This is a genomic window from Streptosporangium sp. NPDC000563, from assembly GCF_040299985.1.
Classification (GTDB): domain Bacteria; phylum Actinomycetota; class Actinomycetes; order Streptosporangiales; family Streptosporangiaceae; genus Streptosporangium.
Genome location: NZ_JBEPDA010000067.1, coordinates 1 through 2,951 on the forward strand (window position 1 = coordinate 1; position 2,951 = coordinate 2,951).

1 protein-coding gene is annotated in these 2,951 nt (G+C 70.5%); it reads right to left on the minus strand.

What is annotated here, in order from left to right; translation table 11 throughout:
- On the minus strand, positions 1-2,891 hold a 2,891-nt coding region (locus tag ABT352_RS40630), incomplete at its 3' end, for a type I polyketide synthase (protein WP_350950435.1).
- Between the last annotated feature and the right edge of the window lie 60 nt (positions 2,892-2,951).

The window sequence follows — 2,951 nt, forward strand, 5'->3', positions numbered from 1 at the left end:
CGCACCACCAACTCCAAAAACCCCGTACCCGGAAAAATCACCATCCCGCCCACCACATGATCCGCCAACCACGGATGCGACCCCAACGAGACACGCCCCGTCAACAACGCCTCATCACTGTCGGCCAACCCCATGACCGCACCCAGCAGCGGGTGTCCCGCCACGACCTGTCCGAGACCTTCGGCGTCTCCGGCCCGTCTGCCACTCGGCCAGTACCACTGACGCTGGAAGGCGTACGTCGGCAACTCCACCTTGCGAGCACCGGCGAACAAGATCGGCCAGCTGACCGGCACCCCGCGTACGTGCAGTCCGGCCAGCGCCGTCACGATCGTCGCCTGCTCGTCCTGGCCCCCGCGCAGCGCCGACACCAATACCGGGTCGGAGTCCGAATATCCGTCCATGGTGACGCGACGAGCATCCGGCTCCTCGGCGACCGCCTGAGAGCGGACCGTCTCCACCGCGTCGGCGAGCACGGTGAGGGTGTCGGACGCCATCGCGGTGAGCACCCCGTCGGGGCCCAGCTCCAGATACGCCCGCACCCCCTGGCCGTGCAGGGTGCGCACGGCGTCGGCGAAGCGGACCGCGCCGCGGACCTGCTCCACCCAGTACTCCGGTGAGCACAGCTGCTCGTCGGTGGCGAGCTCCCCGGTCAGCGTCGAGACCACCGGGATCCGCGGCGGGTCGTAGGACAGCGTCGCCGCCACCGCCCGGAACTCCTCCAGCATCGGATCCATCAACGGCGAATGGAACGCGTGCGACACCCGCAACCGCTTCGTCCGCGCTCCCCGCTCCTCCAGGGCGGCGGCCACCTCAAGCACCGCCTCCTCGACGCCGGAGATCACCACCGAGGACGGGCCGTTCACCGCCGCGACCGACACCTCCTTCTCACGCCCGGCCAGCAGCTCGACGACCACCTCTTCGGAGGCCCGCACCGACACCATCGCCCCACCGGAGGAAAGCGCCTGCATCAACCGCGCCCGACCCGCCACCAACGCACACGCGTCCTGCAACGACAGCACACCGGCCACATGCGCCGCCGCGATCTCCCCGACCGAATGCCCGGCCAGCACATCCGGCGCCACTCCCCAGGACTCCACCAGCCGGAACAACGCCGTCTCCACCGCGAACAGCGCCGGCTGCGCCCACCCGGTCCGATCCAGCGCCTCCGCCTGCGCCGACCCCGGCTCGGCGAACAGCACCTCACGCAGAGACCCCTCAAGCAGCGGATCCAGCTCGGCGACCACCGCGTCCAACGCGGTCGCGAACACCGGGAACCGCTCATACAACTCCCGGCCCATCCCGGCCCGCTGACTGCCCTGACCGGTGAACAACACCGCGAGTTCCGGCTGCGCCCCGGCCACCCCGCGCACCACACCCGCACCCGGCAGATCCTCGGCCAGCGCACCCAGCCCGGCCAGCACACCCTCACGACCATCGGCCAGCACCACCGCCCGATGCTCGAACGCCGACCGCGTCGTCGCCAGCGAGAACGCCACATCGGCCAACCCGAGACCGGGCTCACCCTCCAGGAACGACGCCAACCGCCCGGCCTGCGCCCGCAACGCCCCCGCCGTACGACCCGACACCACCACCGGAACCGTCTCGGCACCCGGCACCTGACCCGCTGTGCGAGCTTCGGCGGTTTCCGGGAGCCCCGGCCCCTGCTCGACGATCACGTGCGCGTTGGTGCCACTGATCCCGAACGACGACACCGCAGCCCGACGCGAGCGGTCGGTCTCCGGCCACTCCGTCGGCTCGGTCAGCAGCTCGACCGCGCCCTCGCTCCAGTCCACATGCGACGAGGGCGCGTCCACGTGCAGCGTCCTGGGCAGTGTCCCGTGCCGCATCGCCATGACCATCTTGATCACACCCGCCACACCGGCAGCCGCCTGGGTGTGACCGATGTTCGACTTGATCGACCCCAGCAGCAGCGGCCGGTCCTCCGGCCGATCCTGGCCGTACGTCGCCAGCAGCGCCTGCGCCTCGATCGGGTCACCCAGCGTCGTCCCGGTGCCGTGCGCCTCCACCACGTCCACCTCGGACGCCGACAGCCCCGCACTCGCCAGCGCCTGACGAATCACCCGCTGCTGAGACGGACCGTTCGGCGCCGTCAACCCGTTCGACGCACCATCCTGATTCACCGCCGACCCGCGCACCACCGCGAGCACCTCGTGGCCGTTGCGCCGAGCATCCGACAGCCGCTCCAACACCAGCATGCCCACACCCTCGGCCCAGCCCGCACCGTCGGCGCTGTCGGAGAACGCCTTGCACCGTCCGTCGGCGGCCAGCCCGCCCTGGGCGCTGAAATCGATGAACGAGGTCGGCGTGGCCATCACCGTCACGCCACCGGCCAGCGCCAGTGAACACTCACCACCGCGCAGCGCCTGCGCGGCCAGGTGCAGCGCCACCAGCGAGGAGGAGCACGCGGTGTCCACGGTCACCGCCGGCCCTTCCAGGCCGAGTGTGTAGGACAGGCGGCCGGTCGCGACACTACCGGCGCTACCCGTACCGGAGAAGCTCATCGCCTCCGGTGGCAGCTCAACACCGGTCGCGTAGTCGTGGTACATGACCCCGGCGAACACGCCGGTACGGCTGCCACGCAGCGAGAGCGGGTCGATCCCGGAGCGCTCGACCGCCTCCCACGACGTCTCCAGCAACAACCGCTGCTGCGGGTCCATCGCCAGCGCCTCACGCGGCGAGATCCCGAAGAACCCGGGATCGAACTCCCCGGCCTCGTGCAGGAACCCCCCCTCACGCACGTAACTGGTCCCGCGACTCTCCCGATCCGGGTTGTACAACGTCCCGAGATCCCAGCCGCGTGACGTCGGGAACCCGGTGATCGCGTCGGTCTCCTCGACCACCAGACGCCACAAATCCTCCGGAGAAGACACCCCACCCGGATAACGACACGCCATCCCCACGATCACCACCGGATCGTCGGCCACCGACCG